Origin of the sequence: Dechloromonas denitrificans, from assembly GCF_001551835.1 — a bacterium.
GTDB classification, from domain to species: Bacteria; Pseudomonadota; Gammaproteobacteria; order Burkholderiales; family Rhodocyclaceae; genus Azonexus; species Azonexus denitrificans.
The window spans coordinates 446361-472550 of sequence record NZ_LODL01000021.1; the positions used below are offsets into that span (position 1 = coordinate 446361).

At 61.6% G+C, this 26190-nt stretch carries 23 protein-coding genes; 16 read left to right on the forward strand and 7 right to left on the reverse strand.

The genetic code is table 11. From position 1 onward, the window contains the following. Nucleotides 1-110 precede the first annotated feature (110 nt). On the forward strand, nucleotides 111-2123 hold the full coding sequence (locus AT959_RS13195) for a sigma-54-dependent Fis family transcriptional regulator (protein WP_066883810.1): 2013 nt from the start codon (nucleotides 111-113) through the stop codon (nucleotides 2121-2123). A 112-nt stretch (nucleotides 2124-2235) separates the two neighbouring features. Here the strand turns inward: AT959_RS13195 and AT959_RS13200 are convergent, their stop codons facing one another. The 4 genes from AT959_RS13200 to ccoG all read right to left on the reverse strand — a co-directional run bounded on the left by AT959_RS13200 (nucleotide 2236) and on the right by ccoG (nucleotide 6106). After that, complete coding sequence (locus tag AT959_RS13200) at nucleotides 2236-3279, reverse strand: zinc ribbon domain-containing protein (protein ID WP_066883812.1); 1044 nt, start codon at nucleotides 3277-3279, stop codon at nucleotides 2236-2238. Further along, complete coding sequence (locus AT959_RS13205; RefSeq protein ID WP_066883815.1) at nucleotides 3276-4199, reverse strand: DUF808 domain-containing protein; 924 nt, start codon at nucleotides 4197-4199, stop codon at nucleotides 3276-3278. Before AT959_RS13205 ends, AT959_RS13200 begins: the two co-directional genes overlap by 4 nt. Nucleotides 4200-4405: 206 nt before the next feature. Next, a complete protein-coding gene (locus AT959_RS13210) occupies nucleotides 4406-4636 on the reverse strand; it encodes a hypothetical protein (RefSeq protein ID WP_066883817.1) in 231 nt (76 codons plus the stop codon). A gap of 78 nt (nucleotides 4637-4714) precedes the next feature. Then, nucleotides 4715-6106, reverse strand: coding sequence for a cytochrome c oxidase accessory protein CcoG (gene ccoG / locus AT959_RS13215; protein WP_066883819.1), 1392 nt, complete (start codon nucleotides 6104-6106; stop codon nucleotides 4715-4717). A gap of 238 nt (nucleotides 6107-6344) precedes the next feature. On the opposite strand from ccoG, the gene AT959_RS13220 reads away from it, so the two are divergent. Both AT959_RS13220 and AT959_RS13225 read left to right on the forward strand, forming a co-directional pair. Beyond that, nucleotides 6345-6950: a cytochrome c oxidase subunit 3 family protein gene (locus AT959_RS13220; protein ID WP_066884420.1), complete on the forward strand. Its 606-nt coding sequence runs from the start codon at nucleotides 6345-6347 to the stop codon at nucleotides 6948-6950. A gap of 2 nt (nucleotides 6951-6952) precedes the next feature. Beyond that, nucleotides 6953-7261 carry a hypothetical protein gene (locus tag AT959_RS13225; RefSeq protein ID WP_066883821.1) on the forward strand — a complete coding sequence of 103 codons (309 nt, stop codon included), beginning with the start codon at nucleotides 6953-6955 and terminating at the stop codon, nucleotides 7259-7261. Here AT959_RS13225 and AT959_RS13230 read toward each other — a convergent pair. Beyond that, nucleotides 7256-8668: an aminotransferase-like domain-containing protein gene (locus AT959_RS13230; protein WP_066883824.1), complete on the reverse strand. Its 1413-nt coding sequence runs from the start codon at nucleotides 8666-8668 to the stop codon at nucleotides 7256-7258. The genes AT959_RS13225 and AT959_RS13230 overlap by 6 nt on opposite strands. A gap of 88 nt (nucleotides 8669-8756) precedes the next feature. Then, complete coding sequence (locus tag AT959_RS21200) at nucleotides 8757-8963, reverse strand: hypothetical protein (RefSeq protein WP_153131096.1); 207 nt, start codon at nucleotides 8961-8963, stop codon at nucleotides 8757-8759. Nucleotides 8964-9111: 148 nt separating this feature from the next. Here AT959_RS21200 and parE point away from each other — a divergent pair, with 148 nt between their 5' ends. From parE to AT959_RS13255, 5 genes are all read left to right on the forward strand, one after another. Further along, nucleotides 9112-11061, forward strand: a complete 1950-nt coding sequence (gene parE / locus AT959_RS13235; protein WP_066884423.1) for a DNA topoisomerase IV subunit B — start codon at nucleotides 9112-9114, stop codon at nucleotides 11059-11061. A gap of 157 nt (nucleotides 11062-11218) precedes the next feature. Next, a complete protein-coding gene (locus tag AT959_RS13240) occupies nucleotides 11219-11440 on the forward strand; it encodes a hypothetical protein (RefSeq protein ID WP_240481832.1) in 222 nt (73 codons plus the stop codon). A 133-nt stretch (nucleotides 11441-11573) separates the two neighbouring features. Next, a complete protein-coding gene (locus AT959_RS13245; RefSeq protein WP_066883828.1) occupies nucleotides 11574-12410 on the forward strand; it encodes a PA4780 family RIO1-like protein kinase in 837 nt (278 codons plus the stop codon). Between the two features lie 43 nt (nucleotides 12411-12453). Beyond that, on the forward strand, nucleotides 12454-13371 hold the full coding sequence (locus AT959_RS13250; protein ID WP_066884426.1) for a patatin-like phospholipase family protein: 918 nt from the start codon (nucleotides 12454-12456) through the stop codon (nucleotides 13369-13371). 11 nt (nucleotides 13372-13382) lie between these two features. Then, a complete protein-coding gene (locus AT959_RS13255) occupies nucleotides 13383-15314 on the forward strand; it encodes a B12-binding domain-containing radical SAM protein (RefSeq protein WP_066884429.1) in 1932 nt (643 codons plus the stop codon). A gap of 146 nt (nucleotides 15315-15460) precedes the next feature. On the opposite strand, the gene AT959_RS13260 is transcribed toward AT959_RS13255, so the two are convergent. Then, nucleotides 15461-15841, reverse strand: a complete 381-nt coding sequence (locus tag AT959_RS13260) for a DUF3597 domain-containing protein (RefSeq protein WP_066883830.1) — start codon at nucleotides 15839-15841, stop codon at nucleotides 15461-15463. Between the two features lie 296 nt (nucleotides 15842-16137). On the opposite strand from AT959_RS13260, the gene hsdR reads away from it, so the two are divergent. The 8 genes from hsdR to AT959_RS13300 all read left to right on the forward strand — a co-directional run bounded on the left by hsdR (nucleotide 16138) and on the right by AT959_RS13300 (nucleotide 26165). Next, a complete protein-coding gene (gene hsdR, locus AT959_RS13265; RefSeq protein WP_240481850.1) occupies nucleotides 16138-19560 on the forward strand; it encodes a type I restriction-modification system endonuclease in 3423 nt (1140 codons plus the stop codon). A gap of 96 nt (nucleotides 19561-19656) precedes the next feature. Next, nucleotides 19657-19953, forward strand: coding sequence for a nucleotidyltransferase family protein (locus tag AT959_RS13270; protein ID WP_240481833.1), 297 nt, complete (start codon nucleotides 19657-19659; stop codon nucleotides 19951-19953). Continuing rightward, nucleotides 19950-20300 carry a HepT-like ribonuclease domain-containing protein gene (locus AT959_RS13275; RefSeq protein ID WP_066883834.1) on the forward strand — a complete coding sequence of 117 codons (351 nt, stop codon included), beginning with the start codon at nucleotides 19950-19952 and terminating at the stop codon, nucleotides 20298-20300. The genes AT959_RS13270 and AT959_RS13275 overlap by 4 nt, the downstream gene beginning before the upstream one ends. Before the next feature lie 98 nt (nucleotides 20301-20398). Further along, nucleotides 20399-21595 (forward strand): Fic family protein, encoded by a 1197-nt coding sequence (locus AT959_RS13280; protein ID WP_066883836.1) that lies wholly within the window; start codon nucleotides 20399-20401, stop codon nucleotides 21593-21595. Further along, on the forward strand, nucleotides 21592-23031 hold the full coding sequence (locus AT959_RS13285; RefSeq protein ID WP_066883838.1) for a class I SAM-dependent DNA methyltransferase: 1440 nt from the start codon (nucleotides 21592-21594) through the stop codon (nucleotides 23029-23031). The genes AT959_RS13280 and AT959_RS13285 overlap by 4 nt, the downstream gene beginning before the upstream one ends. Then, on the forward strand, nucleotides 23028-24392 hold the full coding sequence (locus tag AT959_RS21205) for a restriction endonuclease subunit S (RefSeq protein WP_083518399.1): 1365 nt from the start codon (nucleotides 23028-23030) through the stop codon (nucleotides 24390-24392). Before AT959_RS13285 ends, AT959_RS21205 begins: the two co-directional genes overlap by 4 nt. A gap of 31 nt (nucleotides 24393-24423) precedes the next feature. Next, the gene (locus tag AT959_RS13295) at nucleotides 24424-25503 is read left to right on the forward strand and encodes an AAA family ATPase (RefSeq protein WP_066883842.1); all 1080 of its coding nucleotides are present in this window, start codon (nucleotides 24424-24426) and stop codon (nucleotides 25501-25503) included. Then, a complete protein-coding gene (locus tag AT959_RS13300; protein ID WP_066883843.1) occupies nucleotides 25503-26165 on the forward strand; it encodes a DUF4276 family protein in 663 nt (220 codons plus the stop codon). Before AT959_RS13295 ends, AT959_RS13300 begins: the two co-directional genes overlap by 1 nt. Nucleotides 26166-26190 lie beyond the last annotated feature (25 nt).

The following is a 26190-nucleotide window of genomic DNA, read 5'->3' on the forward strand; positions in this document are numbered from 1 at the left end:
ATTGATACACAATGACTTTTATTGACTTCCTTATCATCGCCGGCTACGTTTACGATTAAGTAAATCAATTGTTCTGCCGCGTTAATTCCGGAGCCCGCCACGAGACCAAAGTGAGTCCCCACAGCAATCTTCTTATTCCACGAATCGGCGATGAGTCGGCAGTAGCCTGCTCCTGGGAACGTTTCCTCCAGGACATGCCACTGCCCGCTGTCGGCGTACGTAATGTTGTACTCGACTCATGGCGGCGCAGCCGCTCGGAGGCGGTCGATCCGACCACCGGCAGTGCGCCGGCCGCCGATGGCGACAGGATTTACCAGTTGCGGGCGCGTTCCCGGGATTTATACGAAGCTGCCAAGCCGGTGCTCGAAACCCTGCGTGAAATTCTGCGCGAATCCGGCACCCTGATCATGCTCAGTGATCCGAGCGGCACCATTCTCGATCTCAATGGCGAATCCCGGGCCCGCGATGCCGGCGAACAGATCAATCTGGCACCGGGCGGCTGCTGGAGCGAGGAACTGATCGGCACCAACGCCATCGGCACGACCATTGCAACGCACCAGCCGGTGCAGATCTACGCCAGCGAACACTACTGCATCGACGTCAAGCACTGGACCTGCGCCGCCGCGCCCATCCTCGATCCGCTGGGGAAGACGTTGCTCGGTGTTGTCGATGTCTCCGGAGTCAAGGAAACCTTCCACGGCCATACGCTCGGCCTGGTCATTTCAGCCGCCAAGCAGATAGAGGGCGTGCTGGCCCGGCGCGATGCCGAATTGCATGGCCGCCTGCTCGAGCACGCCATGGATGGCTTCAGCCGGTATGGCAATGATTGCGTCGTGCTGTTCGACCAGCGCGGCCGCATCGTCAAAACCAGTGGCAGCATGCAACAGGCCCGTGAAATGTACGGCGTACGCCTGCCGTTCGAAGTGGGCAGCCAGCTAACGGCCCTCGACTTCGCCGTGCATCCCGACGAGCGCATCCGACAGACACCCCTGTGGCTCCGCCCGGAATGGCTGCACCCGGTCCGCTCCCGCGATGGCGACCTCGGCACCCTGCTGGTTATCCCCACTGGCAATCCGCATCGACCGATGGTCAATACCTCGACCTTGGCGATTACGGCAACAGGCGATGTCTTCGCCGAGATCATCGGCACCAGCCAAGCCATTTCGACGGCGAAGGCGCGGGCCAGAAGGATTGCGCCGCTTGACCTGCCCGTACTGCTGCTCGGCGAAACCGGCGCCGGCAAGGAAGTATTCGCACGTGCCATCCACAAGGCGAGCCGCAAACCGGAAGGACCTTTCATTGCCGTCAACTGCGGCGCCCTGACCCGTGAACTGCTGGCCAGCGAACTGTTCGGCTACAGCGAAGGGGCTTTCACTGGCGCCCGCCGCGGCGGCCTGCCCGGCAAGTTCGAGCAGGCGGATGGTGGCACCCTGTTCCTCGACGAAATCGGCGAAATGCCGCTCGACATGCAACCGCATCTGCTCCGTGTGCTGCAGGATGGCGTCGTCGTCCGGCTCGGCGATACCCGCGAGCGGAAAGTGGCAGTGCGCATCGTTGCCGCCACCAACCGGGACTTGCAAGCAGATGCCCGCGCCGGCCGCTTCCGTGAAGACCTTTTCCACCGGCTCTGCGTCATCAGCCTGCACCTGCCGCCCTTGCGCGAACGCCCGGAGGATACCGAAGCGATCATCGGCCATCTCAACCAGCGCCTTGCCCAAAAATATGGATGCCCGCCGAAGAGCCTCGATCCGGAGGTCTTGGCCCATTTGCTGCGCTATCGCTGGCCGGGCAACACCCGGGAATTGCAAAATGTTTTCGAGGCGATGTTTGCGCTGAGCGATGGCAATCGCATCGATGGCACGCTGCTCCCGCCACACATTGGTGCTGCCACCGTCGATTCGGTGCTGGTCAACGGCGGCGTCATGCCTGCCGTGGCGGCCGGACGTTTAGCCGAGATGGAAAGATCGGTGATCAATGCGGCTGTTGCCAATGCCCGTGGCAACCTGTCGATGGCAGCACGAAACCTGGGCATCTCGCGCAGCACGCTCTACGTCAAATTAGCTGCCATGCGTGAATCAACGAAGGCTGGATCGTTACCCTTGTCATTGAGCCCCGCCCCATAAGCGGCTTTAAGCTGGAAACGCTGAGCCGCAGTAGAAGCGTCACAATGCCTGCGGTCGACTGCCTTTTCAGGGCAATTTCAGGGGCGCCCTGCCTGGCACCCCGAAAGCAAAATCAGCTACTGGCCCGCGCCGCCGCGCCGCAGGCATGGCAGAAGCGGGCGAAGGCACTCTTCCGCTCATTACACTGGCCGCAATGGTCGAACAGGCAGATGCCGCAATGCGGGCAATAGTCGATTGCCGTATTGGCCAGGTCGACCGGCCGTTCGCAACCGGGGCAGACTTTCTTGGCCAGCCGGGCGAGCGCCGTGTCGTAGCTCAGTTCCTTGCGCCGCTCGACATCGGGCAGGCTCTCGGCCTGTTTCTGCCGTTCCAGGTAGCGGTTCAGCGAAACGATGGCCTGCCGCCCGACCAACACGGTAATGACGATGCCGACGACGTAGCGGACATAGCCGCCATAGCTCGGCAGGTAAGGTACCAGTTCGACGAAGAAGGCGAACAGCGCGAAGTAGATAAAGCCCCAGACGAAGGGCCAGTAGGTGCTCTTGCGCTTCTTGGCGAACAGCCAGCCGGCAATGCCGAGCAACGGCACGGTCAGCGTCAGGCGGTAGAGGAAGACGCGCAGCTCCTGGCTGCGCTGCCCGGTCTCTAGCTGGCCGGCGGCGGCTTGCTCCAGCTCGCGCAACTGCCGCTGCGCCCGCGCCTCGGCCTGCTGGGCATCGAGCAGGATCTGCTGTTGCGCCTCGACCTCGCTCAACGCCTTGCGCTCGGCAGCCTTCAGCGTATCGAGCTCCTGTGTGCGGGCGATCAGTTCCGGGTCCTGCTCGGCGCGCTGGGTGACGTGCCGGGTGGCCAGCCAGTTGTTGAAAGTATCGCGGGCGCTCGCTGAATTGGCGCGCGCCGTATTATGGCCGAGGCGTGCCTGATCCAGCTTGTCCTGGGCTTCCTGGCGGGTTTTCTGGGTCTGTTTGATGGCACCGCGTGCCTGCTCGGCCTGCGGCTGGTCGATGAAATCTTCCAGCGTGTAGTGATGCTCGACTTTGGGCAGGTTCTCGACTATCGTCCCACCGAGCCCGATCAGAAAACTGGCAAAGACAAAGGCGACGATCCACAGACCGAAGCGGAACCATTTTTCGGAAAGACGCAGCGCCTTGCTCATGCTTGCTCCTTTTTGAAGAGGCCGGCCACGCCGCTGCCGGCTTTGACAACGAACAAGGCCAGCGCGCCGCCGACAACGCCAACCACAATATCGAGCAACAGCGACAGCACACCGCCGAACAAGCCGGCCGCCTCGGCCAGCCCTTCGATACCGTGATGTACCGGCGGTAGGCCGTGGCTGAGGATGCTGCCGCCGACCATGAACATGGCGACGGTACCAATCACCGTCAGCGCCTTCATCAGCTTCGGCGCGGCGAGCACCAGCCCCTGGCCAAGGCCGCGGGCCAGTCCGTTGCTCTTCTTCAGCAGGTAAAAACCGAGGTCGTCGAGCTTGACGATGCCGGCGACGATGCCATAGACGCCGACCGTCATGATCAGGCCGATCCCGGCCAGCACGCTGACCTGAGTCATAAACGGCTGGCTGGCGACGGTGCCGAGCGCGATGACGATGATCTCGGCCGAGAGCACGAAGTCGGTACGGATGGCGCCCTTGATCTTGTCGGCCTCGAAGACTGCCAGATCGACGGTCTCGTCAAGCAACGCAGTCAGTTCTTCGGCATGGTGCGCCGCATCTTCGGCGGCGCTGTGCAGCCATTTGTGGGCCAGCTTTTCGACGCCCTCGAAGCAGAGATAGAAGCCGCCGAGCATCAGCAGCGGCATCACCGCCCACGGGATGAAGGCGCTGATCGCCAGCGCCGCCGGCACCAGGATCACCTTGTTCTTCAGCGAACCGACCGCCACCGCCCAGACCACCGGCAGTTCACGCTCGGCGCGGACACCGGAGACTTGTTCGGCATTGAGGGCCAGATCGTCGCCCAGCACGCCGGCCGTTTTCTTGGCGGCGACCTTGGTCAGCAGCGCGACATCGTCGAGGACGCTGGCAATATCATCGATCAGGACAAGCAGGCTGGCTCCGGCCATCGGACACTTTCGTTGTTCTTGGTGGCCGCGATTTTACCGGCACAATCGCTCAGGCGCTCATGACAAGCGCCTGAGCGGGCCGGCACCGGGCAGCAAGGGAAGTGCTGATCTATTGAAACATGTCATTCCCGCGCAGGCGGGAATCCAGAAAAATCAACGGACTGGATCCCCGCTTTCGCGTGGATGACGAATATTTCAGCGTCTCCCTAAGCGGCGAAAGTCAGCTTCAGTGAATCGATCAGTTCGTGCAGCGCTGCGCGCAGGTGGACCTCGCTGCAGCCCATCAGCACGCCGTCTTCCAGCGCGTCGAGGGCCAGTTGCTGCAGCTCGCGAAAGTTTTCGTTGAGCACCTTGATCTTCTCGGTGCAGGCAATCGGGCTGCCGTCCTGCGCCTGCCAAACCGGCAGTGCGGCGTCCTCGGGATTGGTCAAAGCCATGTTGCGTTCGTTCCTGTGTTTCGAAAACCGGCGGCAAGTCTCGCATTCCCTGCCCCGGCGCGCAATCGGCCAGCCCGTTCAGGGCAGGATGAAACTGCTTTTTTCGACCTGACCGCTGGCCGGGTCCTGGCGGGCGACAATCCGGAACTCGATCGGCTGGATACCGCGCAAGCCGCTGTCGGCCGGCGCCGAAACGGTCAGCTGGACCGGCCGGATGCTGCCCGACTCGGCGGCAAATTCGCGCGGCCCGACAATCTCCAGCCCCGGGATGCCCTGCACTTCGACGGCGAAGTCGCGCGGCGCTTCGGCCAGGTTCATCAGGTTCAGCGTGTAGGCGTTCTCGATGCGCCCCTCGGCCGTCTCGCGCAGCAAGGCGCCCCGGTCGCGCTGCACGTTAACCAGCAGCAGGGAGCGTTGGCTGGCGGTCAACGTGCCGAAAACGGCAAAAATCACCAGCAGTCCGGCATAGACCGCGACCCGCGGCCGTTCCCGCCAGCCCTGCGGCTGCGGCCGCCCGGCCAGCTCCCGTTCCGAAGCGAAGCGGATCAACCCGGTCGGCGCGCCGATACGAGTCATGACCTGATCGCAGGCATCGACGCACAGGCCGCAGTTGATGCACTGGTATTGCAGGCCGTCGCGAATGTCGATGCCGGTCGGGCAGACTTCGACGCAGATGTTGCAGTCGATGCAGTCACCGGTCTTCCCCGCCTGTTGGCGACGGTTGCGCGGCTCGCCGCGACCGGCGTCGTAACTGACCGTACTTGTCGTTTGGTCGAACATGACGCCCTGAAAACGGGAGTACGGGCACATGTGCTGGCAGACCGCCTCGCGGGCCAGACCGGCCATGGCATAAGTAAAAGCGCAGTAGAAGATCAGCCAGAAGCCTTCCCACGGTCCGACCTGCCAGCCGGGCAAGGCGGCCAGCACGTCGCGCACCGGCGTGAAGTAACCGACAAAGGTGATCGCCGTCCACGCTGCAATCACGAACCACAGGCCGTGCTTGGTGGTGCGCAACAGCAGCTTGCGCGCCGTCCACGGACTTTGGTCGAGCTTCAGGCGGGCCAGGTGGTCACCTTCGACCTGGGCTTCGACCCAGCTGAAAATCATCGTGTAAATCGTCTGCGGGCAGGCGAAGCCGCAAAATACCCGGCCGGCCAGCGCCGTCGCCAGAAACAGCGCGGTGGCGGCAATGATCAGCAGGTAGGCGAGCAGCAAGGCATCCTGCGGCCAGAGGACGAGGCCGAACAGATAGAACTTTTCGTGGGCGATGTCGAAAAGTACGGCTTGCCGGCTCAGGCCGTCGCTCTCCCAGTTCAGCCAGCAGGTGCCGTAAAAAATGATCTGGGTGAACCAGACCATCGCCCAGCGCAGCGTGTTGAAACGCCCGCTGCTTGCCTTGGCGTGGATTTTCCCGCGTTTGCGATAAAGCTCCAGTTTCGCTTCCCGAACCTTGCTGACAGGCCTGCTCATTTCGATCTTCTCCTGACGACGATTTCGGAGAGAACGACTCCCCGATCAACCGGCAGCCGAGTAGAACACCGGGCGCAAAATAGAAACAGTTTCAGTTAATTCGATTTTTCATAGGAACAGATAAAAACAAACTGCTGGCAAAAAACTGTTCAGATCGAAAACTTTGATCCCTGTGCCTATTTTTTTTGCAGGAAAAGCGAACAATGGATGCTCAATTCAATCACTGTGCGAACCCATGATGACAGCGGCGGCAATTCCCGTATTCGAACAACAAGACAACGCGCCCAGCGGCCGGCGCATCCCGGGCAACAAGGGGATCTGGGTCGGCATCACCTGCGAGTTCGTCGAGTTCCTGGTGCTCTTCGTCGTCTACTTTGTTGCCCGCGCCCACTTTCCCGAATCCTTCGAACAAGGCACCGACCGCCTGTCGCGCGTCGCCGGCACGATCATCACCTTGTTGATGGTGACCAGCAGCTTCTTCATCGCCTGCTCGGTCGCCACCATGCGCGCCGGCAAGCGCCGGCAGTCGATCTACTGGCTGGTCGCCGGCCTGGTCGTCGCCCTCGGCTACCCGGTCGCCAAATACCTGGAGATCAGCTGGAACCTGGCGCACGGCATCAACGGCGAATCGGGCATTTTCTTCACGGTCTATTACTACCTGACCTTCAACCACCTGGTGCACGCCACTTGGGGCATCCTCGGCATTCTCTGGGTGCTGGCCCGCCATCTGGCCGGCGGCTATTCAGCCGACGACCACGCCGGCCTGGAGGCGCTGGCCAGCTATTGGCACGCCACCGACATCATCTGGCTGGTCATTTTCCCCTTCTTCTACGTCCTGGCCTGATCATGCAAACCAGCCATTCCGCCCCCTCTTCTGCCCTCGCTCCGCTCGCCTACGCCTGGCTGGCGCTGGTCGCCCTGACCCTGCTCAGCCTCGGCCTCGGCCACTGGTTCCACGGCGCCGCCTGGCTGCCGCTACTGGTCGCCGTCATCATCTGGCTGAAGGGCAAGCTGATCGCCCGCCAGTTCATCGAGTCGCACATCGCCCACCCGTTCATCGCCCGGGTGCTCAATGCCTTCATCGCCTTTACGCCGATCGCGCTGCTGCTGATCGCCTTCTTCGGCACGCAGTTCGCGCGCTGGGCAACGCTATAGCTGGTCGGCGACCAGTTGGCCGAGGGTGGCGATCGCCGCCTGCTGGCGCGGCGAGTCGGGATGGCCGAAATTGAGGCGCAGCCAGTGGCCGAATTCGCGCTTGGCGGAAAAGATCGGCCCCGGCGCGATACTGATGCCATGCGCCAGCGCCTGCCGGTGCAACAACAGCGCATCGACCTGGCGCGGCAGTTCCAGCCAGAGAAAATAGCCGCCCTGCGGCCGTGCCAGCCGGGTGCCTGCTGGAAAATGCCGCTCGACAGCCTCGACCAGCATTGCCTCCTGCCGGGCCAGCGAGCGCCGCAAATGGCGCAGATGGTTTTCGTAGCCGCCGTGCTTCAGATAGTCGGCCAGCGCGATCTGCACCGGAATGGTCGTCGCCAGGCTGGTCGATAGCTTCTGGCGCTGGATGCGGCTGGCGTAGCGGCCGGCCGCGACCCAGCCCAGGCGATAGCCGGGGGCCAGGCATTTCGAAAACGACGAGACATGCATGACCAGCCCGTCGCTGTCCTCGGCCTTGCTGCACAAAGGCGCCTGCGGGCCAAAGTACAGTTCGGCATAGACGTCGTCCTCGATCAGCGGCACCTGATGCCGGCGCAGCAAATCGAGCAGCGCCTTCTTGTTCTCATCCGGGACCAGGCCGCCGCTCGGGTTGGAAAAATTCAACATGAACAGGCAAGCCTTGATCGGGTGCAGCCGCAAGGCTTCTTCCAGCGCCGCCAGGCTGATCCCGTCGCGCGGATGGGTCGGGATTTCGATGACCTTGAGGCCGAGCCGCTCGCTGGCCTGCAAGGTTGCATAGAAAGTCGGCGATTCGATGGCGATCAGGTCGCCCGGCCGGGTCACCGCCTGCAGGCACAGGTTCAGGCCCTCCAGCGCGCCGGAGGTGACGATGATTTCCTGCGGCGAGACATTGGCGCCCTGCGCCAGGTAGCGCAAGGCCAGTTGCCGGCGCAGCTCCTCGTTGCCGGGCGGCAGGTCGGTCACCGTCGCCAGCGGATCGAGCTTGCGGGCGGCGCTGGCCAGAAAACGGCCGAGCTTGTCGAGCGGAAACAGGTAGGGGCTGGGAAAGCTGGAGCCGAGCGGCACGACCGATGGGTCCTTGACGCTTTCCAGGATCTGGAAAATGAAGTCGCTGACTTCAAGCTGGGTCGAATCGCCGACCGGCTGGCTCATTTCCGGTTCGGGCAGGCGCTGGCCGAGCCGGGCGCGGACAAAATAACCCGATTTTGGCCGGGCCTCGATCAGACCACGACTTTCCAGCAGATAGTAGGCCTGGCTGACGGTTACCGGGCTGACGTCGTGGGTGTTGCAGGCCTGGCGAATGGAAGGCAGGCGATCACCGGCGCGGAATACCCCTGCGGTAATCAGTTTTTCGGTCTGCTCGGCAAGGTCCTGGTAACGACTCATGCGCGGATGGTATCAGGGGCGGCGCGAGACGACTTTCAGGCAGATCATTTTCCCGGCGAATTGGCCGGCGGCCGAGTTCGGCCGGTGTTCAGTGTTCGTTGTGCGGCTCGCCGTCGATCCAGAAGTTCTTGATCCAGGCGGCGCGTCGGTCGAGATGCGAACGCCGGTCGTGCAGGATCAGGCCCGCCATGGTCAGGTAGGGGGGCGGGCTGACCGTCGCGCAGTGCCGGCGGTCAGGGCCGCGGACAAAGGCGAACATCGGTGGCGTATGCTCCGGTGATCCGTGTTGTGTCATCGCGACCTCCGCTATTTGGTGAATAAGGCAAACGGCGATTATGCCATATGCCTTGTCCCAGCGGGCTGCCGACGAACTGGTAGAATCCAGTCCGCAAACCGCCGACTTCCTGCGGTCGACTGCCCAATTTGCCCGATTTTCGAAACGAATGACTGAATACTCCGCCTCCTCCATCCGCGTCCTGAAAGATCTGGAACCCGTCAAGGAACGCCCGGGCATGTACACCCGGACGACCTGCCCGACCCACATCATTCAGGAAGTCATCGACAATGCCGCCGACGAGGCGCTGGCCGGCTTCGCGAAAAAGATCGGCGTGCTGGTCCGGGCCGATGGCGTGATCGAAGTTTCCGACAACGGCCGCGGCATTCCGGTCGAGATCCACCCGGAAGAAGGCCGGCCGGCGGTCGAACTGGTCTTCTGCAAGCTGCACGCCGGCGGCAAGTTCAACAAGAAGGAATCGGGCAACGCTTACCGCTTCTCGGGCGGCCTGCACGGCGTCGGCGTCTCGGTGACCAATGCGCTGTCGATCCGGCTGGAAGTCGAGATCAAGCGCGGCGGCGGCATCCACCATATCGCCTTCGGCGCCGGCTTCGTCACCGAACCGCTCAGCCGTCTCGGCGACTGCGGCCCGCGCACCACCGGCACCACGGTGCGCATTCAGCCCGACCCGAAGTACTTCGACTCGCCGAAGATCAACCTCGGCCAGCTTGAGCATCTGCTGCGCTCGAAGGCCGTGCTGATGCCGAATGTCACGGTCGACCTCGAAATCGAGGGCGAAACCAAAAAAACCTGGTGCTACCAGAACGGCATGGCCGATTACCTCAACGAAATGATGGTCGGCTCGCCGGTGGCGCCGATCTTCGTCGGCGAGAAATACGTTGAGACGGCCAACGGTTTCGCCGTCGGCGAAGGCGCCACCTGGGCGCTGGCCTGGTTCGAGGAAGGCGGCGGCAAGCCGGAATCCTACGTCAACCTGATCCCGACGCTGGATGGCGGCACCCACGAGGCCGGGCTGAAGGCCGGCGTCTTCGAGGCGATCAAGACTTTCGCCGACCACCACGCCATCCTGCCGGCCAAAGTCAAACTGGCGCAGGAAGACGTCTGTGGCCGGATGACCTACCTGCTCTCCGCCAAGGTCCTCGACCCGCAATTCCAGGGCCAGACCAAGGAAAAACTGACCAGCCGCGATGCCTACAAGCTGGTCTCGCAGATGGTGCGCGACCCCTTCGAACTGTGGCTGAACAGCCACGCCGACTTCGGCAAGAAAATCGCCGAACTGGCCGTCAAGGCAGCGCAGAACCGGATGAAATCGACGCAGAAGGTCGAGAAGAAGAAATCCTCCGGCATCGCCACCCTGCCCGGCAAGCTGACCGACTGCGAATCGGACGACATCACGCGCAACGAAGTCTTCCTGGTCGAGGGCGACTCGGCCGGCGGCTCAGCCAAGCAGGGCCGCGACAAGGAAACCCAGGCCGTGCTGCCCTTGCGCGGCAAGGTGCTCAACACCTGGGAAGTGGATCGCGACCAGTTGTTCAAGAACAACGAAGTGCATGACATTTCCGTCGCCATCGGTGTCGACCCGCACGGCATTGACCAGATCGACAGCATCGACGTCTCCGGCCTGCGTTATGGCCGCATCATCGTGATGTCGGATGCCGACGTAGACGGTTCGCACATCCAGGTCCTGCTATTCACCCTCTTCCTCAAACACTTCCCGGCCCTGGTCGAGCGCGGCCACATCCACGTCGCCCAGCCGCCGCTGTTCCGCGTCGATGTCGAAGCACGCGGCCACACCCGCAAGGTTTATTGCCTGGACGAAGCCGAGAAGGAACAGACGCTGCAGAAGCTGGCCGACGAAGGCGTTTCGGAAAACAAGATCACCGTCTCCCGCTTCAAGGGCCTCGGCGAAATGAACCCGGATCAGTTGTGGGAAACCACGCTCTGCCCAGACACGCGCCGCCTGGTGCCGTTCCAGGCCGACCGCGCGACGATCAAGGAAATGAACACCACCTTCACGCTGCTGATGGGCAAGGGCGAAGCCGCCGGTCGCCGGGCCTGGATGGAAAAGGACGGCGGACTGGTCGAGGCGGACGTCTGAGCGCCGAAGCTTCCCTCAGCCTCCCGCTTCCTGCGGTCGACCGGGAAAAAAGCACGAAAACCGGCCGCATCGCGGGGCCGGGAATTGACCCAGCCAGCCGCCAACAGGAACCCGCCCAATATCAAACCGCATCACTGCCATCCTCGTCGCCGGTGCCTTGCTCGCCCTGGCCTTTGCCCTCAATCCTTCGCCGGAAAAGCACCGTGCCCGGATCACGGAAGCCATCGGTGAACGCAGCCAGCTGCAACGAGTCCTGGGTATTGGCCACCTGACCTCCTTCGCTTCGACCTACCACTCGCTGGGTGTCGTTTCATATACGACGGTCAACGAGAAAGTCACCTCCGTCGGCGTTATGGGCATGGTCTTTGTTGCCGACTGATGACCGGCAATGCGAACCATGGCCTTCCGGCCCGGTCCGATAGAGCAGTAAACTTGTACCTGGCACACCAGATGGCGTTGAAACCGTGGTCTGATTCGCCCCTGAATCCCTTGCCCCGAGACGCCGAAAGCCCATGAAAACCCCGAAAAGACTCACCACACTCGTTGAAGAAGGCCTTGTTGACGAGGTGCTTGGGCAATTGATGAGCGGCAAGGAAGCCACCGTCTATATCGTCCGCTGCGGCGAGCACATCCGTTGCGCCAAGGTGTACAAGGAGGCGAACCAGCGTAGTTTCCGCAAGGCCGCCTCCTATCAGGAAGGGCGCAAGGTCAAGAACAGCCGGCAGGCGCGCGCCATGGAAAAAGGCAGCCGCTACGGCCGCCAGATGCAGGAAGAAGTCTGGCAGAACGCCGAGGTCGATGCCTTGTACCGGCTGGCCGCGGCCGGCGTCCGGGTGCCGCAGCCGCACATCTGCTTCGAGGGCGTGCTGCTGATGGATCTGGTCAGCGATGGTGAGGGCAACGTCGCGCCGCGCCTCAACGATGTCGCGCTGAGCGAGGAACTGGCGCTGGAATACCACGCCCTGCTGGTCAACCAGGTCGTGCGCATGCTGTGCGCCGGCATCATTCACGGTGACCTCTCGGAATACAACATCCTGGTCGGCGCCGATGGCCCGGTCATCATCGACCTGCCGCAGGCCATCGACGCCGCTGCCAACAGCGCCGCCGCCGAAATGCTGGAGCGCGACGTGATCAACCTGCGCAGCTATTTCAGCGCCTTTGCCCCGTCGCTGAAAGACAGCCAGTACGGCAAGGAAATCTGGGGCCTGTACGAAAGCGGCCTGTTGCGCCCGGATCAGGTGCTGACCGGCCAGGTCGTCCTCGACGAACATCTGGCCGATGTCGATGCCGTGCTGTTCCAGGTCGAGCAGGCAATCAAGGAAAACGAAATCCGCCGCATGTGCCAGTAAGGCAAACCGGTCTTATCCCAAACCCATGCCCAACATTGCATTGATGAAATCCCCCCTGATTCTCCGCCGCGCCCTGCTCGCCGCCTCCGTCGCCTGGCTGGCCGGTTGCGCCACCGTTGCGCCGGGCAAGCCCGGCCAAGCTGCCACCGCCCCGCACAAGCCAAGGATCGCCCTTGCCCTCGGCGGCGGCGCGGCGCGTGGCTTCGCCCATATCGGCGTGATCAAGATGCTGGAATCGCAGGGCATCGTCGCCGACTACGTGGTCGGGACCAGTGCCGGCGCCGTGGTCGGTTCGCTCTATGCCGGCGGCCACGATGCCTACGCGATGCAGAAAATCGCCCAGCAGCTCGACGAAACCATCTTTGCCGACTGGACACTGGGCGGACGCGGCTTTCTCAAAGGCGAGGCGCTGCAGGGCTTCGTCAATCAGCATCTGCGCAACCGCCCGTTGGAAGGTCTGAACAAGCCGTTTGCCGCCGTCGCCACCGACCTCAAGAGCGGTGAGCGAGTGGTCTTCCGGACCGGCGACAGCGGCCTCGCCGTGCGCGCCTCGGCCGCCGTGCCCGGCGTTTTCCAGCCGACCCAGTTTGCCGGCAAGTCCTATGTCGATGGCGGCCTGAGCAGCCCGGTTCCGGTCCAGGCGGCACGCGAGATGGGTGCCGACTTCGTCATCGCCGTCGATATTTCGGCCCGCCCCGAGGGCCAGCCGGTCGACAGCCTGAGCAGCGTCATGTGGCAGACCATCACCATCATGGGCGGCGTCATCGGCCGCAACGAACTGCGCGATGCCGACATCGTCATCCGCCCCAACCTGCCCTACGTCAAATCCTGGGACTTCACCGCCCGCCACGACGCGATCCTCGAAGGCGAACGCGCCGCCCAGGCCGCCATCCCGCTGATCCGCCAGAAGCTCGCCAGACAGGCGGGCAGCCCGGCGCTGGCCAGCGTCAAGACGCCGTGAACCGCCCGCTGATGCCAGCCAGCCCGCGCCGCATTCTGTCCGTCATCCCGCCGATGACGCAGTTGAACACGCCCTACCCGTCGACCGCCTACCTGACCGGCTTTCTTCGTTCGCGCGGCTTCGATGCCGTGCAGGAAGACATTGCCCTGCAACTGGTCCTCGAACTGTTTTCGCCGGCCGGCCTGCAGGCCATCCACGACAAGGTGCAGGCGGTGCCGGCCAAGAAACGCTCGCCCTCGCTGCACTGCTTCGCGGAAAATTTCGAGCGTTACCTCGCCACCGTCACGCCGGCCATCGCCTTTCTGCAAGGGCGTGATCCGTCGATCGGCCATCGCATCTGCGGTCGCAATTTCCTGCCGGAAGGGCCGCGCTTCGCCTCACTCGACGTCTATATCGACGACGAAGGCGGTGACCCGCTGGCCTGGGCCTTCGGCTCGCTAGGCGTGCAGGACCGGGCGCGCCATCTCGCAACGCTGTTCCTCAACGACCTGGCCGACGTGCTGCGCGAAGCGGTCGACGCGCGCTTCGAGTTCGTCCGCTACGCCGAATCGCTGGCCCGCAGCCAGCCGACGTTCGAGCCGCTGGCCCGCGCCCTGGCCGCAGCCCCCAGCCTGGTCGACCAAACGCTGGAAAAACTGACTCTACAGGCAGTCGACCGCGCCCCGAAGGAAGCCCCCTTGGGGGGCAGCAATCCGCAAATCGTGCTGCTTTCCGTGCCTTTCCCCGGTTCGGTCTATGCCGCCTTCCGCATTGCGCAAAGCATCAAGGCGCGCGATCCGGGCATCGTCACCGTACTCGGCGGTGGCTGGGTCAATACCGAATTGCGCGAACTGAAAGAGCCGCGCGTCTTCGATTATTTCGACTACGTGACGCTCGACGACGGCGAGCAGCCGATCATCGCCCTGCTCGAACACCTCGACGGCAAGCGGCCGCGCCTCAACCTGGTCCGCACCTACTGCCGCGTCGACGACCAGGTCCGCTACTTCAACAGCAGCGAACCCGACGTCCCCTTCGCCGAAGTCGGCACGCCAACCTGGGACGGCCTGCCGCTCGACCGCTACCTGTCGTTGCTCGACATGCTCAACCCGATGCACCGCCTGTGGTCGGACGGGCGCTGGAACAAGCTGACCGTCGCCCACGGCTGCTACTGGAAGAAGTGCAGCTTCTGCGACGTCAGCCTCGACTACATCGGGCGCTACGACGGCGCGCCAGCCGAACTGCTGGTCGATCGCATCGAACAGATCATCGCCGAAACCGGGCAGACCGGTTTCCATTTCGTCGACGAAGCGGCACCGCCGAAAGCCCTGAAGTCACTGGCCGACGAGCTGCAAAGACGCAACCGCTCGATTTCCTGGTGGGGCAACATCCGCTTCGAAAAATCTTTCACCCCGGAACTCTGCAACCAGTTGGCCGACAGCGGCTGCATCGCCGTCTCCGGCGGCCTCGAAGTCGCCTCCGACCGCCTGCTCAAACTGATGAAGAAAGGCGTCTCGGTCGATCAGGTCGCCCGCGTCACCAAGGCTTTCAGCGAAGCCGGCATCCTCGTCCATGCCTACCTGATGTACGGCTTCCCGACGCAGACCGTGCAGGACACCGTCGATGCGCTCGAATACGTCCGCCAGCTATTCGCCGAAGGCTGCATCCAGTCCGGCTTCTTCCACCGCTTCGCGTGCACCGTCCATTCGCCGGTCGGCCTCAACCCGGCCGAGTACGGCATCAAGCTGCAACCGCTGCCGCCGATCACCTTCGCCAGCAACGACGTCGAATTCATCGACCCGACCGGCGTCGACCACAACAGTCTGGGCAAGGCGCTGAACAAGGCGCTCTACAACTACATGCACGGCATCGGGCTGGATGAGGACGTCCGCGCTTGGTTCAACGAGCGCGTCCCGAAACCGCGCGTCGGCCGCCACTTCATCGCCAAGGCGCTAAGCAGCCGTTGATTTTCGGTAAGGAAGATGTCGTTCCCGCGTAGGCGGGAACCCAGTCAATCCCCCCCTCTGGATTCCCGCTTTCGCGGGAATGACTCTTAACTCAACGGTGTTACCGGCCAAGCGGGCCTTCTGTTCATTGCGGCCGAAAAGTCCGCTTAAAGGAGTTCGGCCGGGATATTGCCGCCGTTATCGGCCAGTTTCTGCAGCACGGTCTTGTGCAGCCACATGTTCATCTGCGCCGAATCACCCATCTTCTCGGCCGGGCAGCCCAGTTCGGACGCCAGTTCCTTGCGTGCCGCCAGGCTGCTGTCCAGGCCGAGCAGTTTCATCAGATCAACGATGGACGTCTTCCAGTTGAGCTTCTCGGCATGCCCGGCCGCCAGCGCCTCCAGCCTGGCCACGACATCGACCGCGCTGATCGCCACCGGTGCCGCGGCAGCGGGCGCCTCTACGGCAGCCGGTGCTGCCTCGGCCGCCACTTCTTTCTTTTCATCGCCAAAACCAAGCTTGGCCAGAATGTTGCTGAAGATTCCCATGCTGTTTCTCCTTCGCGACGGATTGAACAAATGCGCAGCCCGGAAAAATCACCGGGCCTAAGTTCATGTTAGTTGCATTTGGCGACAAGCTTGGTGAATTTTTATTAAGCGGTTTTTACAATTAGCAAACCGCCCCCAATCACCCCATCGGCATTACAAAACGGCGAAGCACTGGCCCGGCAGAGGCAAAGTGCGTTAAATTTCCGGCCATGCTGTCTGCAAGTAACCGCCAATAAATCCGGGGCCCAATCATTTCCAGCAATTTTGCTTTTCTCGCCGAACACGACCCGGTCTTTCTGCAACTCGCCGGCACTGCCGAGCAGGTCTTCGCAGCCGATCCCAACACAACGCTGATCAAACTGCGGCAGCTGGGCGAAGCCTTGGCGCAGGATATTGCCGCCCGTGCCGGCGTCGAGTTCGATCACGAAACCACGCAGGCCGATCTGCTCTCTCGACTTGGGCGCGAAATCCGCCTCGACGCCACCGTGCGCAACCTCTTCCATACCTTGCGTATCGAGGGCAACAAGGCAACACATCAGTTTCGTACCCGACACAAGGAAGCGATGGATGGCCTCAAGCTGGCCCGCGCCCTTGCCGTCTGGTTTCATCAGTCGTTCGGCAAAGCCGGCGCTGGTTTTCAGCCCGGCCCTTTCATTGCGCCCAGCGACCCCAGTCAGGCCTTGCGTTTGCTGCAAAGTGAAATCGCACAACTGCGCGCCGAGTTGGGCGACAAAACCACCGCGCTTGAAAACAACCAGCAAGTCGCCGCACTGATCGCCCGTGAAAAGGAAGAGTACGCCGTCCTCGCCGAGCAGATGGATGCCGAAGCGCGCACCTACCAAAGCCTGGCGGAAGAACAGGGCGCCGTGCTCGACCGCGTCCGGCTGGAATTCGAGCAACGACTGCAAGCCCTGCAAAGGCAAGTCGACGCCAGTCAGAAAGCGGCTCAACAGGTCAGCCAAAGCACCGGGAATGCCAGTAAACAACTGGTGCTCAGCGAGGAACTCACCCGCATCCTGATCGACCAGCAACTAATCCAGGCCGGCTGGGAGGCCGATACCCAGCAACTCACCTACGCCCGCGGTGCACGCCCGGAAAATGGTAAAAACCAAGCGATCGCCGAATGGCCGACGCTCGGCAAGGAAGCCGCCGATTACGTGCTGTTCGCCGGCTTGACGCCGATCGCCGTCGTCGAAGCCAAGCGCCAAAACGCCAACGTCGCCGGCAAGATTCCGCAGGCCGAACGTTATGCACGCGGCTACCGCCAATTGCCGGCCGCCCAACCGGCATGGCAACTCGAAGGCCACCACAGTGGCTGGCCCGATGCCGAAAGCAGCCACTTCGAAATCCCCTTCGTCTACTCCAGCAACAGCCGGCCCTACCTGCAGCAGCTCGCTGAACAGAGCGGCACCTGGTTCCGCGATGTGCGCCGCCCGGCCAATCTCGCCAAGCCGCTGATGGATTTCCACACCCCGGCCGGCCTGCTGGATATGCTGACGCGCAGCAAGAGCGAGGCTGAAGCCAGGCTGCAACAGGAAGGTTTCACCTATCTGCGCCTGCGCAACTATCAGGAACGCGCCATTCAGGCCGTCGAAGCGGCTCTCGCCGCCGGCCAGCCCAACTGCCTGCTGGCGATGGCCACCGGCACCGGCAAGACGCGCACCATCATCGGGCTGATGTACCGCTTCCTGAAAGCCGAACGCTTCCGGCGCATCCTCTTCCTCGTCGACCGCAGCGCCCTCGGCCAGCAAGCCCAGGAAAACTTCGATGAAGCCGCGCTCGAACAAAACCTGCCGCTCTCCAAGGCCTACAACATCGCCGAAATGGGCGACATGGCGGCCGAAGCCGAAACCCGCGTCCAGGTCGCCACCGTACAGGCCATGGTCAAGCGCATCTTCCAGAGCGACTCCCCGCCGGGCATCGACGAATTCGACTGCATCATCATCGACGAAGCCCACCGCGGCTACACCCTCGATCAGGAAATGTCCGAAGGTGAACTGCAGGTCCGCGACCAGGCTCAATACCTGTCCACCTACCGCCGCGTCCTCGACTACTTCGACGCCACCAGGATTGCGCTGACCGCCACGCCGGCCAAACACACCAGCGACATCTTCGGCCGCCCGGTCTACACCTACTCCTACCGCGAAGCCGTTGCCGACGACTGGCTGATCGACCACGAACCGCCGATCCGCTACGAAACGCTGCTCAGCAAGCACGGCATCAAATTCGCCAAGGGCGAGCAAGTCAGCGCCATCGACCTCGGCACCGGCGAAATCGAGCAATCCGAACTCGAAGACGAGCTGAAATTCGACGTCGAAAGCTTCAACCGCCGCGTCATCAACGAAGATTTCAACCGCGTCATCTGCGAGCAACTGGTCGAAGAAATCGATCCGTTCAGCGAAGAAAAAACCCTGATCTTCTGCGCCACCGACCTCCACGCCGACATGGTCAAGCGCCTGCTCGACGCTGCCTTCAAGGAAAAATACGGCGACGAATACGCCGAAGCCGCCGTCCGCAAGATCACCGGCCAGTCGGACAAGATCAAGCAACTGATCGCCCGCTACAAAAATGAGCGCTACCCCAGCATCGCCATCACCGTCGACCTGCTCACCACCGGCATCGACGTCCCCGCCATCAGCCATATCGTCTTCATGCGCCGCGTCCGTTCGCGCATCCTCTACGAACAGATGATCGGCCGCGCCACCCGCCGCTGCGACGACATCGGCAAAACCGTGTTCAAAATCTACGACCCGGTCGATATCTACAAGGCGCTCGAAGCGGTCAACACCATGCAACCGCTGGTCAAGGACCCAAACATCACGCTCGAACAACTGGTCGGCGAACTCGACAACCCGGCCAGTTTCACCGCACCCGGCAGCCGCAAAGACCAGACTCACGCCCACGATGTTCTCGACGCCATCAGCCAGAAGCTCATGCGCGTCCTGCGCAGCGCCACGCACCAGGCCGAGAAAAAGCCCGAACTCAAAACCCGGCTCGACGAACTCGAACAACACTGGGGCGTCGCCCCGGCCACCCTCCACCAGCACCTGCGCGAGCTGGGGCCGACTGCTGCGGTCGACTGGCTGAAACAGCAAAAATCGCTGATCGCCCAGGTCGAAGGCCTCCGGCTGATGATCGGCAGCCCCTACAAGCCGATCATCTCCGGCCACCAGGACGAATTGCTCGCCCGCGAACAAAGCTACGGCGACTACCGCAAGCCCGAGGACTACCTCGACAGCTTCAACCACTTCATCCAGCAGCAACTCAACCAGTCCGCCGCCTTGAGTGTCGTGGTCAATCGCCCGAAAGACCTGAGCCGCGAGCAACTGCGCGAAGTCCGCCTGCTCCTCGACGAACACGGCTACTCCGAAGCCCGCCTGCAAACCGCCTGGCGCAACCGCAGCAACCAGGACATCGCCGCCAGCATCATCGGCTACATCCGCCAGGCCGCGCTGGGCGAAGCCCTGCTCCCCTTCGAGCAACGCGTCGCCCAAGCCATGCTGCGCATTTTCAGCCTGACCAACTGGTCGCCCGTGCAACGCAAATGGCTGGACCGCCTGGCCAAGCAGTTGCACCACGAAGTCGTCATCGACCAGCAATTCGTCAACCGCGCCTTCGCCACTGACGGCGGTGCCAAGCGGCTCGATGCCATGCTTGGCGGCACGCTGGATAAGGTGCTCGAAACGCTGGCCGATGGCCTGTGGTCGAGTGCAGCCTGATCAACCAAGACGCCCCGCAGCAACATCAGTCATGAAGACGGAAGATGGGTTTGGTAACATCGGACAAACAGCGGTTGCGAATCAAAGGAGAAAAGCGTGAATCTGAAACCATCGACGGTGTTAAACCAGAACCGCGAACTGATTCGGCAAGTCGTTCTCAGCCATCGCTCCAATAATCCCCGTGTGTTCGGCTCAGTCATTCACGGAACGGATACGGACACCAGCGATCTGGATTTGCTGGTTGACCCGTTGCCGGGCGTCACCCTGTTCGACCTTGGTGCAATTCAGATAGAACTCGAAGAATCCCTCGGCATTTCGGTGGATGTTCTGACGCCGAAAGACCTGCCCAAAAGGTTCCGGGACCAGGTACTGGGTGAAGCGCTTCCTGTATGACAGCACCACAAAATCGCCAGGCCGACTATGTGGCGCTGATGCTCAGCGCAGCCACTCAGGCAAGAAGCTACACCGAAGGAATGTCCCAAGCTGATTTCCTTGAAGACTCGAAAACGCAAGATGCCGTCATTATGAAATTGCTGGTCATTGGCGAATTGGCCGCCCAGTTGCTTGAAGAGCATAACGAATTCACTGGCACGCATCCGGAAATTCCATGGCATCAGATGAAAGGCATGCGTAATCGGATGGCCCACGGCTACTTTGAGCTGAACATGGATGTAGTCTGGGATACGGTTCAATTGGCGCTCCCTGATCTCGAAGCCAATTTGCGCTTGATCACTCGCTAGCGCCAGCCGCCTGAGCCGAATCATCGCACCATTCGGCTCAGAATATGAGCCGAATAATGTTAACATTTGGCTCATCGACTTGAATATCTCCCGCCCGCATGCACCACTGGATCTGGCAACACCCCGACTGGCCCCATTTCGGCTGGCAGGCTGAAACGCTTGCCCCGTTGTTGCGCCAGGTTGCCCTCGCCCAGGGCCGGTTACTCGGGCGCACGCGCACCGGCGATCAAACGCTGCAAGCCGAATTCAGCCTGGACGCCCTGTTGCAGAACATCGTCAATTCCGGCGCCATCGAAGGCGAACGGCTCAATGTCGAATCCGTTCGCTCCAGCCTGGCTCGCCGCCTCGGCCTCGATGCTGGCAGCGCCCAACCCGAAGCGCGCAGCGAAGGGCTGGCGCGCATCATGTGGGACGCCACCACCAATCTCGACGCCCCGCTCAGCGAAGCCCGCCTGTTGCAATGGCATAGCTGGCTCTTTGCCGGCGACGACGGCTTCCTGGGCCACAAAATCCGCATCGGCGACTGGCGCGGCAACGACCCGATGCAAGTCGTCTCCGGCCGCATCGACCGCCCCACCGTGCACTTCGAAGCCCCGCCGCGTGACGGGCTGGAAGCCCGCCTTGCCGAATTCGTCGCCTGGTTCAACGCCAGCCGCAGCGACGCCAGGCTTGACCCGCTGCTGCGCGCCGCCATCGCCCACTTCTGGTTCGTCACCCTGCACCCGTTCGACGATGGCAACGGCCGCCTCACCCGCGCCCTGACCGATCTTGCGCTGGCCCAGGGCGAACAGCAGAGCATCCGCTTCTACGCCATGTCCGTCGCCATCCTGGCCGACCGCAAGGGTTACTACCAGCATTTGGAAAATGGCCAAAAACTGGCGTCGACCGCAGCATTTGCCGAACCGCTCGACCTCACCCCCTGGCTAGGCTGGTTCCTGAACACCCTGCAGCAAGCTATCGCCGACGCCGAAGCGCAGATCGACCGCGTCCTCGGCAAAAGCCAGTTCTGGCTGCAGCACCGCCAGCACGGCCTCGGCCCGGAACAGATCAAGGTCCTCAACCGCCTGCTCGACGGCGACCAGGCCGAGCGCGGCGGCTTCGCCCAGGGCATCAGTGCCGCCCAATACCAGGCCGTCGCCAAGGTCAGCAAAGCCACCGCCACCCGCCATCTCGCCGACCTCGTCGCCAAGGGCTGCCTGGTCAAGCTGCCCGGCGGCGGTCGCAACACCCGCTATCAAATCCTCTGGCCCGCCACCGGCGCGGCCGCCATCGTACAAACCCCGGAACACCCATGAGCAACAACGAAATCGTCCAGAAACTCTGGAACCTCTGCGACGTCCTGCGCGACGACGGCATCAACTATTCCGACTACGTTACCGAACTGGTGCTGCTGCTGTTCATCAAGATGGAGTACGAAAACGCCCAGAGCGGCGTCATGCTCGGCCACAAGCTGCCGGAAGGCGCACGCTGGCCGGACATCGAGAAACTGAGCGGCGTAAACCTGCTCAACCACTACCGCGCCACGCTGCTCGACCTGTCGCAAAGCACCGACCCGCTGATTTCCGCCATCTACGCCGACGCCCAGACCCGGCTCAAGGAACCGCGCCACCTCGAACAACTGATCAAGAGCATCGACGGTATCGACTGGTACTCCGCCCAGCGCGACGGCCTCGGCGACCTCTACGAAGGCCTGCTCGAAAAGAACGCCAGCGAAACCAAGTCCGGCGCCGGCCAATACTTCACGCCGCGCCCGCTGATCGACTGCATCGTCGCGCTGATCAACCCGCAAGCCGGCGAAACCGTGCAAGACCCGGCCGCCGGCACCGCCGGCTTTTTGATCGCCGCCGACGCCTGGATTAAATCCAAAACCGACAACTACTACGACCTTAGTGAAAAACAGCGCGAATTCCAGCGCAACAAAGCCTTCATCGGCATGGAACTCGTCCCCGGCACCCGCCGCCTGGCGCTGATGAACTGCCTGCTGCACGGCATGGAAGGCGATGCAGAAGGCGTCATCCACCTCGGCAACACGCTGGGCAACGCCGGCAGCAGCCTGCCGAAAAGCGACATCATCCTCAGCAATCCGCCCTTCGGCACTGCCAAGGGTGGCGGCGGCCCGACCCGCGACGATTTCACACACAGCACCAGCAACAAACAACTCGCCTTCGTCCAGCACATCTACCGGCATTTGAAGGATGGTGGCCGCGCCGCCGTCGTCCTCCCCGACAACGTCCTTTTCGAGGCCGGCGTCGGCGCCGACATCCGGCGCGACCTGATGGACAAATGCAACCTGCACACCATCCTGCGCCTGCCCACCGGCATCTTCTACGCCCAGGGCGTCAAGACCAACGTGCTGTTCTTCGACAAAGTCAGCCAGCACGCCACCGGCAGCACCCAGGAAGTCCGCGTCTACGACCTACGCGCCAACATGCCTCGCTTCGGCAAACGCACCCCGCTGACCCGCGCCCATTTCGCCGATTTCGAGCAGTGCTACGGTCAACCGCCAAAAAACCACGAAAATGAAACCAGCCGCTACCGCAGCTTCAGCCGCGAATGGATCAGGGAACGCGCCGACAGCCTCGACATCGCCTGGCTGAAAGACGACAACGCCGAAGACGCCGCCGACCTGCCGGAACCGGCCGTGCTGGCGCAGGAAGCGATGGGCGAACTGGAAGGGGCGCTGGCGGAATTGCAGGCGATCTTGAAGGAGTTGGGCGAGGTGGAGGAATGAGCGGGCTGCCTAGCGGTTGGGCCGCAACCAATATTGCCGAAATCGGCGACTTGGTCGGCGGTAAAACACCAAGCAAGGCCGAGCCGCGTTTTTGGGCCAATGGAACAGTGACTTGGGTATCGCCCAAAGACATGAAGGTATTCGATCTTGCTGGTTCAGAAGATCAAATATCTGAAACAGCAATTAGTGACGGAGGCATGAACCTACTTCCGGCCCAATCAATTCTGATGGTGACCAGAAGCGGCATCCTGTCGCATACCTTTCCGGTTGCAATCACGCGAAATCCGGTCACTATCAATCAAGACATCAAGGCTATTACCCCTACTGCAGCTTTCAATACACGCTATCTGGCCTACAACCTCAAGTCACAGCAAAGAGCAATACTGAACGGTTGCGCCAAGTCGGGAACAACTGTTGAAAGCATCGAAACTGAGCAGCTAAAAAGACTCCCAATCCCCCTCGCCCCACTCCCCGAACAAAAACGCATCGCCGACAAACTCGACAACGTGCTGGCTCGGGTGGATGCCTGCCGCGATCGCCTCGACCGCCTTCCGGCCCTGCTCAAACGCTTCCGCCAATCCATCCTCGCCGCCGCTACTTCGGGCCGGCTGACTGAAGATTGGCGAGAAAAACAGGCCATCGACAATTGGGGATCTGACATCTCCTTTGGCGAACTAGGCAAAGTGAGCGGCGGCCTTACAAAAAATGGAAAACGCAGCGAATTACAACTACAAAAGCCATATCTTCGGGTCGCAAATGTTTATGCGAACGAGCTTCGACTTGAGGACGTGGCAAGCATTGGCATGACGCAGCAGGAGTTTTCAAAGACCTGCTTACAACGAGACGATCTACTAATCGTCGAAGGAAATGGAAGCATTGACCAGGTTGGTCGCGTTGCTATCTGGAGTGCTGAAGTACCCGACTGCTCACACCAAAACCACTTGATCCGCTGGCGTGCCGGCCCTCGGCTACTTCCAAAATTTGCACTCTATTTCCTGCTAAGTCCAGAAGGCAGAAGTCAGATCATTGACGTCGCAAGCTCCACTACAGGCCTACATACACTCAGCATTTCAAAAGTATCTGGAATGAGTGTTCCAGTACCAAGCCTCCCTGAACAAACCGAAATCATCCGCCGCGTCGAAATCCTCTTCGCCTTCGCCGACCGCCTCGAAGCCCGTCTTACAACCGCCCGCCGGCAGGTCGGCCAACTGACCCCGGCCCTGCTCGCCAAGGCCTTTCGCGGCGAACTGGTGCCACAAGACCCGGCCGACGAGCCGGCGGCCGAACTGCTCAAGCGCCTCGCCGCTCAACGGGAAACCGCCCCGAAAACCAATCGCGGCCGTAAAATTGCCAGCCGATAAACATTGAAATATTGCTGCCGAGCTACCAGCCATGAACTCAATTCGAAAAATCAGTATCCGCGGCTATAAATCAATCCGCGAACTGGAAAATTTCTCGCTCACCAATCTGAATGTGCTGATCGGTGCCAACGGGGCTGGCAAAAGCAACTTCATCAGCTTCTTCCGCCTGCTGGCGCGCCTCATGGCCGGTGAACTCAATTACTTCATCGCAAAATCTGGCGGCCCTGATGCCATGCTCCACTATGGCCGCAAGCGCACGCCGCAAATGTCGGCCGAGATGTACTTTGGCAGCAATGGCTACAAATTTGCCCTGGAACCCACGCTCAGCAATACCCTGATCTTTGCTTGGGAGCAGTTTTATTGGGACTACAACGGCTACACCTTCTCGCTCGGTTCTGGTCATGCCGAAACGCTTTCGGGAAGCGGTCGCCATGCCAAGGTCGCAAGCTATGTCGTTCCTTCCGTCAGAAGCTGGATCGTCTATCACTTCCACGACACCAGCGACACGGCACCTATGAAACAGCCCTGCGCGCTCAACGACAACGGTTGGCTGCGCCCGGACGGCGCCAATCTCGCAGCCTATCTTTACCGTCTACGCGAACAGTTCCCGGATCACTATCGCCGTATCGTCGACACCGTTCAGTTGGTGGCGCCATTTTTTGCCGACTTTCAGTTGCGCCCAAACCCGCTCGACCAGAACTCGATCCAGTTGGAGTGGAACGAAATCGGCAGCGATTTTCCGTTTCTCGGCCATCATCTCTCGGATGGCAGCCTGCGCTTTATCTGCCTGGCCACCGTGCTGCTCCAGCCTGACGAACTGATGCCGGCCACCATCCTGTTCGACGAGCCAGAGTTGGGCCTACACCCTTACGCCATCGAACTGCTGGCGTCGTTGATGCATCAGGCTGCGGTGAAACACCAACTTATCGTTTCCACACAGTCTGTTGAACTACTCAACCAGTTCTCGCCGGACCAGGTAATCGTCGTAGACCGTGAAAATGATCAATCCACGTTCAAGCGCCTTGACCCAAAAAATCTTGCGGTCTGGCTTGATGAATACTCGCTCGGCGAAATGTGGAAACAGAACATGTTCGGCGGGAGACCCAGCTAATGGCCGGCAACCATACCCGCGTAAATATCCTCGTTGAAGGCCAGACCGAGGAATCCTTTGTTCGCAAACTGCTTGTTCCGCATCTGGCAAACTTTGATGTCTGGCTGACGCCACGCATCATTCAAACCAGCAAGGGACACAAGGGCGGCGTGGTCAGCTACGGCAAGCTCAGACATCAAGTCCGGCAATGGTGCCAACAAGACCCGACTGCTCGCGTGACAACGTTGTTCGATGTTTATGGTTTGCCCACCGATTTCCCCGGTATCACCGACTGGAATGCAAACCAGCCTGCGCAAATCCAGGTGGCCGCGCTTGAGGCAAACCTGCAGGCAGATATCGGCCAGGCCAATTTGATCCCTTACATGCAATTGCATGAATACGAGGCACTGCTATTCAGCGACCTGAATGCTTTTGGCTACGCTGACGTATCACCGCAGACAATTACCAACTGGCAGGCCCAGTTAGCTCAGTTCGCCGGGCCGGAGGACGTCAACAACTCTCCACAAACAGCCCCCTCCAAGCGCCTGATCGCCCACTGGCCAAACTATGCTCATGCCAAACCACACTATGGGGTACTGATTGCAAGCAAGATCGGCCTGCCGGCAATCCGTGCGGCATGCCCTCGTTTCAACGCCTGGGTTACTCGATTAGAAAACCTGTAGTCAATACCTCACTCTCACACCGAAT